Raw genomic sequence first — 6,680 nt, 5'->3', positions numbered from 1 at the left:
TGGGGTTAGGCGATAAGACCGCCACCGCTCGGCGCCCCGAGCTTGCAGGCCAACCTTCCGCGCGGAGCGTCATACCCTACGTCGAAACGGTAACACTACAAATCAACTCCGGGCGAAGGCCCGGCGCTCCGCCCAGCCCTCCAGACTTCGCTGCGACCGCGCGAAGCCGATAACCCGTGTCCGGAGACCCGCATGGCCCGCCCCAAACCTCGCCGTCCCAAACCCGGTCGCGGTCTCCCGCCGCCCTACAGACAGACGCCCGAGGAAGAGGCGGAAGACGAGCGCCTTCGCGCCCTGCTGGAACTCGAATACATCCGGCTGGACGCCATCTTGATTGAGAAGCAGGCCGAAGCCGCCGAACGGGCGCGCATCAGGGCGATGAATGGTCATCCGCCCGCTGAGCCGGTCGCGCTTCGCCCCGCCGAATTTCGGGTCGGAGATGTCTTCGCTAGTCGTCCAGCAGCGCCTGCAGCAACGGATGGGCCAGGACCGGGGCCGCCAGACGCACCACGGCCTGCGGGTCTTCCAGGCGGACGGCGGCCGTCGCATCGGCGACGATGAAGTCGGCGTGGGTGCGCGACGGTTCGGTCAGGCGCTCGTGACCCGGACGCACCGTCGCCAGATATTGCGCCACGACCGAATCCGCCGATCGGCCCCGCTCGGCCTGGTCGCGCAGCAGGCGGCGGATGAAGCGGATGTCGGCCGGCGTGTCCACAAAGACGCGGATGTCGAACAGGGCGGTCAGGTCGGGGGTGCACAGAACATGCGTGCCCTCGACGATCACCACCTCGGCCGCCGGAATCGGCTCGCCGCCCGGCTCGCGGCCGTGGTGGATGAAGGAATAGACCGGCGCCGTCACCGCGCGCCCGGCCTTCAGTGCCTTCAGGTCTGCGATCATCAGGTCGTGATCGCGCGCCGTCACATCGTCAAAGTCGAAGGTCGCGGCGTCGAAGCCGGGCAGGGAGGCTGCGTCCTTATAATAGCTGTCCTCGCGCACCAGCACGGCCGACCCTTCCGGCAGGGCCGACACCAACGCCTCCGCCAGGGTGCTTTTGCCGGAGCCGGAGCCCCCCGTGATCGCGATCAATATGGTCATGGGCGGCCTTCTAGAGCGGTCGCGCCGCCGACGCCACGGGGGACGATCCGCCGCGCCGTGGCTGACGCTACGTCACGTTGCTTATCGCCGATCACCGATGTTAGCGTCGGCTCAAGCGTCGCATCAAAGCAGACGCATCCAAGGGACAAGGATACGACATGCTGGGCTTGATGCAGGACTGGCCGCTGACGGTCGAAAAGATCATCGACCACGCCAAAAACTGGCATGGCGAGCGCGAAGTGGTGACGCGCTCGGTCGAGGGGCCCATCGTCCGCACGACCTACGCCCAGATCCACGAGCGGGCCAAACGCGTGTCCAGCGCGCTGAAGGACTGGGGCGTCCAGCCTGGCGACCGCGTCGCCACCCTGGCCTGGAACACCGCCAACCATATTGAGGCCTGGTACGGCATCATGGGCATCGGCGGGGTGTGCCATACCCTGAACCCGCGTCTGTTCCCCGAACAGCTCGTCTACATCATCAATCACGCCGAAGACCGGATCATCTTCGTCGACCTGACCTTCGTGCCGCTGCTGGAAGCCATCCTGCCGCATATCCCAAAGGTCGAGCGCGTCGTCATTATGACCGACGCCGCCCACATGCCGCAGACGAAGCTGCCCAAGGCCGTCGCCTATGAGGACGCGATCGCCGGTCAATCGACCGACGTGGTTTGGGGCGACTTCGACGAACAGACGGCCTGCGGCCTCTGCTACACCTCCGGCACCACGGGCAATCCGAAGGGGGTGCTGTATTCGCACCGCTCCAACTTCCTGCACACCTTCATGGGCCTTCAGGCCACGGTGATGGGCGCCACGCCCAAGGAGGTGATCCTGCCGGTCGTGCCGATGTTCCACGCCAACGCCTGGGGCATCGCTTTCGCCGGTCCCGCCGCCGGCACCAAGCTGGTGATGCCGGGCGCCAAGATGGACGGTCAGTCGATCTATGAGCTGATCGAACAGGAGGGCGTCACCTTCTCGGCCGCCGTGCCGACCGTCTGGCAGGGCCTGTTCGCCCACATGAAACAGAACGGCCTGGGCTTCTCGACCCTGAAGCGCGTGCTGATTGGCGGTTCGGCTTGCCCCGAAAGCCTGATCCGCGGCTTCCAGGACGATTTCGGCGTCGAGGTGACCCATGCCTGGGGCATGACCGAGACCTCGCCCATCGGCACCATCGCCAACCTGCCGCCCGAAATCCTGAAGCTCTCGTACGACGAGCAGATGAAGTACCGCCTGAAGCAGGGCGTGCCGCCGCTGGGCGTCGAGCTGAAGCTGAAGGACGAGGCGGGCGCCGAACTGCCTCACGACGGCGCCACCTTCGGTCGTCTGATGGTCAAGGGGCCGACGATCAGCCGCGCCTACTTCAAGGAAGACGGCTCGATCCTGGACGAAGAAGGCTTCTTCGACACCGGCGATGTGGCCACGGTCGACGACCTGGGCTTCATGCAGATCACCGACCGCGCCAAGGACGTGATCAAGTCTGGCGGCGAGTGGATCAGCTCCATCGAGATCGAGAACATCGCCGTGGGCCACCCCAAGGTCGAGATCGCAGCCGTCATCGGCGCGGCCCACCCCAAATGGGACGAACGGCCCGTGTTGATCCTGAAGCTCAAGCCAGACGAGACGCTGGACAAGCAGGAGCATCTGGACTTCCTGACCGGCAAGATCGCAAAATGGTGGATGCCCGACGACGTGGTCGCCGTGGACGACATCCCGCTGGGCGCGACCGGCAAGATCGACAAGAAGCTTCTGCGCGACCGGATGAAGGACTATCGTCTGCCGACCGCTGCCTAACCCTAGAACCGGACCCTGAATGCCGACCAGAAAGCCCGTACCCGCCATTCTGCCGTGGCTGACGGCGCTGGCGGCGGCGCCCTTTGTGCTGGTCGTGGCGGCCGTTACGGCGACGCGGTTCGGCGGGCTCGATCTTGCGATCGGCTATGACCTGCTGACCTGGACCGTGGCGCGCCTCCTGGCCTGGGTCGGTCTGGCGGCGGCTCTCGTGGCGGCGGTGCTGGCGCTGCGCGACCTGAAGGGCAGGGGTCTTTATGCGCTGGCGGCGCTAGCTCTCTCGGGCGCGACCGTCGCCGGCTTCGTGCTGCGTCAGGGCCAAGATGCGACGCCCCGTCCACGTGACGTCAGCACCAACCTGGACGAGCCGCCTGGCCTGCCGCGCGCCGCCGGCGTGCGCAGCGGCGCGCCGCAGACCTGTGACGGTGTGGACGCCGTGCCGACCCAGGTCCTGGCCCAGCAGGCGACCTCGGCGCTGGTCGACGCCGGCTTCGTCGTCACCCGCGCCACAACCTTCCAGGTCGAAGCCGTGCACGCCGGCGCCTGGTTCGGCTTCGCCACCGACGCCGTCGTTCGCATCCGCCCCGGCCGCACCGACATCCGCGTCGCCGCACGCGGCAGCCGTCCCGACGGCGGCGCCACCTGCCGCCTCGCCGCCAAGATCACCCGAAACCTGGAGGCGGGACGCTAAGCCAGGCGGAACTGCGCCGACAGGCCGGGCACGCCATCGCTGATCGCCGCGCCGTCCTCGACCAGCTTGATCAGATGCGCCAGGACCGACAGCGACGCCGCCGGCCACAGCCGCTGATCGACGGGGGCGTACAGAACCGGGACCATCTCCGCGATCGTGCGATCCCCCGCCGCCAGCCGTTGGAGCACTTGCGCCTCCCGCTCCAGCCGATGCGCGCGATAGGCTTCCAGAAACGGCCGCACCTGCGTCACCGGCGCTCCGTGCGTCGGCCACAGCACGTCGAAGTCGCGCGCGATCACCGCATCCAGGCTGGCCATATACTGGCGCATGCTTCCATCCGGCGGCGCCACGACCGTCGTCGACCAGCCCATGACATGGTCGCCGCAAAACAGCGCGTTCTCTTCGCGCAGAACGAAAGCAATATGATTTGACGCATGGCCGGGCGTGAACATCGCCTCGATCGTCCAGCCGTCGCCTTCGATGACCTCGCCGCCCGTCAGCACCACATCGGGCGCGAAGTCCGCATCCTCATCCTCGTCAAGCGCACCCGACGCATGCGTTTCCCGCATCGGAGGCCGGGCCGCCCAAATCCGTGCTCCGGTCGCCTCGGCGAACGGCCGGGCCAGAGGCGCATGATCCCGATGCGTATGCGTCACCAGCACATGGCTGACCCGCCGCCCCTCGACCGCCGCCATCAGCGCCGCCAGATGCGCCTGATCCGGCGGCCCCGGATCGATCACCGTGACCTCGGCCTCCCGGTCCGGTCGGCCGACGATATAGGTTCCCGTCCCGGTAAAGGTGAAAGGCCCTGGATTGTCTGCAATCACCCGCTGGATCAACGGCGACAACTGATCGCGTCGCCCATAGGCGAAGTCGAACGCCCTTACGAACGGGATCATCGTCACGGCCGCGTTTGGCGCAGAGCTTGCGTTAACGTCTCGGTAATCATGCCTGGAGCGCCCACAATGGCCCGTTCGATCGCCAACGCTGTATCAAATCGGCTTCCGTTCGTCGCGGCGGCGATCCTATGTCTCGCCGCGGTGCAACTGATCGCCGCCTCCTGCACGCCAGAGCCCGCGCCCTATGCGGCGCGGATAATGATCCAACGCTAGAGACCTATTCGCGGCGGACCCGGAAAGGCGGATCGTTCGCCACCTTCATCATGTAGCTTCCCAACGCCGCCCTGCGCACGGTGACCGGATACTGCCGGTTTGCCGAAAAGAGCACATCTACGCCGTCGGTCTTTCGCCATACCGAGCCGTCATCCAGCGTGATGGACCATTCGCCCCTGCCAAGGTTTCGGGCTGATGTCATCGTCGCCGAGATGGACTGCAATTCTTCGGATCGTCCTGACCCGCTGAAGGGGTTCAAGCCCGTGACGTTGAAGCCGAACAATCGACGTTGATTCTGCTCCACATCTTGCCGGCTGACGATCGCAACCTCGCCGGCGGCTGCCAATCGAGCTGCGGCGGCGTCGAAACACGCTAGCCGGGCGGCGTTGGCCTCAATCGTCGTGCATTGCGTGACGGCTCCGACCAGGTCGCTCCCCGACGAAGACAAATCTTGCTGCGCCAGAGCATGGTTTGACCAAAAAATAACCGATGCGACCGATAGAACGGTGATTTTCTTGGTGCTTACGACAGCTGAGCGGGTCATAATCTTCTTCGGCTCGTTAAGTTGGTGGCCAGTATATCACTAGAATTCGGGTCGTGTCCGATGTCGCTGTCGCGACTACGGTGTGTCGTCTTTGCGACAGGCGTGTCGCCAATGTGTTCAAGCGCCACCTTCTCGCTGGACTTGGCGCCTGCGTTGGTATGCTCTCGCGCCCAACCGATCGCATGGTCGGCAAATGGCTAATGTATTGAGCAGTTCGTTTCTAATGAACTTGGCTCTTCTGGGAGAACAAGCCTTGAACACCAACAGATATCGTCGCGGCCTTCTGGCAACCACGATCATCGGCGGCGCCGCTTTGGCGATGGCCGCTACGCCCTCGTTCGCACAGTCGGCTGACGACCAAGCGACCGACGTCGGCGAGATCGTCGTCACGGGTTCGCGCATCGCCCGTCAGGACTATCGTTCGACCAGCCCGATCGTCACCGTCACCGCCCAAGACTTCCAGGCGACGGGTTCGGTTACGATCGACACCTTGATCAACGATCTGCCGCAGTTCACCCCGTCGATCTCGTCGACCTCGAACAACCCGTCCAATGGCGGCCAGGCCAACATCAACCTGCGTAACCTCGGCTCGAACCGCACGCTGGTTCTGATGAACGGCCGTCGCGTCGTGCCGTCGAACTCGGACGGTTCGGTTGACGTCAACCTGATCCCGACTGCCCTGATCAAGAACATCGAAGTCATCTCGGGCGGCGCTTCGGCGGCCTATGGTTCGGACGCCCTGGCTGGCGTCGCAAACTTCATCCTCGACGAGAACTTCTCGGGCGTTCAGGTCGACGCCCAATACGGTGAAACCGATCGCAGCGACGGCAAGACCGAAAGCTACTCCGTAACCGTCGGCGGCAACTTCGATGATGACCGCGGCAACATGGTGCTGTCGCTTGGCCGTTCGACCCGCGATGTGATCTTCAACGCCGCGCGTGACTTCTCGGCGGTGTCCGGTCCGTCGGGCACTTCGCCCCTGGGTTCGACGATCTTCGACTCAAACAACCTGCCAAGCCTGGCTTTGGTCAGATCTTACTTCAACAGCCCGACCCTGGTCGAAACGGGCGCGTTCGGTTTCAACGATGACAACACCCTGTTCTCGTATACCGGCAAGCTGAACGTCAAGAATCCGGCTGGAGCCGGCGCGGAATACACGGCGCCCGGCGCCAACTATACGTTCAACACGGGTCCGCTTAACTATCTGCAACTGCCGCTTGACCGTTACAACGTCTACGGTGGCGGCCGTTACAAGATCAATGACAACGCCGAGGTCTATGCCAACGCATTGTTCACCCAGTATGTCGCCGACACCGAACTGGCGGCTAGCCCCGCGGCCAGCGGCACCGGCTTCCGCGTCCCGGCGACCAACCCGTTCATCACGGCTGATCTCCGCAGATTCCTGAACTCGCGCGCTAATCCAAACGGCTCGTTCCTGCTGAACAAGCGCTTC

6 protein-coding genes are annotated in these 6,680 nt (G+C 64.8%); 3 read left to right on the top strand and 3 right to left on the bottom strand.

What is annotated here, in order from left to right:
* Nucleotides 1-448: 448 nt before the first annotated feature.
* Nucleotides 449-1,096, bottom strand: coding sequence for a uridine kinase (udk, locus tag RT123_RS14815; protein WP_039247924.1), 648 nt, complete (start codon nucleotides 1,094-1,096; stop codon nucleotides 449-451).
* Between the two features lie 158 nt (nucleotides 1,097-1,254).
* Between udk and RT123_RS14810 the strand changes: the two genes are divergently transcribed.
* Entirely contained in the window at nucleotides 1,255-2,883 is a 1,629-nt protein-coding gene (locus RT123_RS14810) for a long-chain-fatty-acid--CoA ligase (protein WP_313009940.1), read from the top strand.
* Nucleotides 2,884-2,902: 19 nt separating this feature from the next.
* A complete protein-coding gene (locus tag RT123_RS14805; protein ID WP_313009939.1) occupies nucleotides 2,903-3,571 on the top strand; it encodes a DUF1499 domain-containing protein in 669 nt (222 codons plus the stop codon).
* On the opposite strand, the gene RT123_RS14800 is transcribed toward RT123_RS14805, so the two are convergent.
* Both RT123_RS14800 and RT123_RS14795 read right to left on the bottom strand, forming a co-directional pair.
* Nucleotides 3,568-4,470 (bottom strand): MBL fold metallo-hydrolase, encoded by a 903-nt coding sequence (locus tag RT123_RS14800; protein WP_313009942.1) that lies wholly within the window; start codon nucleotides 4,468-4,470, stop codon nucleotides 3,568-3,570. The two genes, RT123_RS14805 and RT123_RS14800, sit on opposite strands and share 4 nt — an antisense overlap.
* Nucleotides 4,471-4,687: 217 nt before the next feature.
* A complete protein-coding gene (locus RT123_RS14795; protein ID WP_313009936.1) occupies nucleotides 4,688-5,227 on the bottom strand; it encodes a hypothetical protein in 540 nt (179 codons plus the stop codon).
* Nucleotides 5,228-5,480: 253 nt separating this feature from the next.
* Here RT123_RS14795 and RT123_RS14790 point away from each other — a divergent pair.
* Nucleotides 5,481-6,680, top strand: a 1,200-nt coding sequence (locus RT123_RS14790) for a TonB-dependent receptor plug domain-containing protein (RefSeq protein ID WP_313009934.1), incomplete at its 3' end; no start/stop codon positions are given.

The organism is Brevundimonas vesicularis (assembly GCF_032067225.1).
Lineage (GTDB): Bacteria > Pseudomonadota > Alphaproteobacteria > Caulobacterales > Caulobacteraceae > Brevundimonas > Brevundimonas vesicularis_F.
This window is presented reverse-complemented; position numbering and strand designations above follow the sequence as displayed.

What these genes read in the sequence shown, in the direction of transcription:
- udk (WP_039247924.1), bottom strand. Translation starts at nt 1,096, where the DNA reads ATGACCATATTGATCGCGATCACGGGGGGCTCCGGCTCCGGCAAAAGC.
- RT123_RS14810 (WP_313009940.1), top strand. Translation starts at nt 1,255, where the DNA reads ATGCTGGGCTTGATGCAGGACTGGCCGCTGACGGTCGAAAAGATCATC.
- RT123_RS14805 (WP_313009939.1), top strand. Translation starts at nt 2,903, where the DNA reads ATGCCGACCAGAAAGCCCGTACCCGCCATTCTGCCGTGGCTGACGGCG.
- RT123_RS14800 (WP_313009942.1), bottom strand. Translation starts at nt 4,470, where the DNA reads ATGATCCCGTTCGTAAGGGCGTTCGACTTCGCCTATGGGCGACGCGAT.
- RT123_RS14795 (WP_313009936.1), bottom strand. Translation starts at nt 5,227, where the DNA reads ATGACCCGCTCAGCTGTCGTAAGCACCAAGAAAATCACCGTTCTATCG.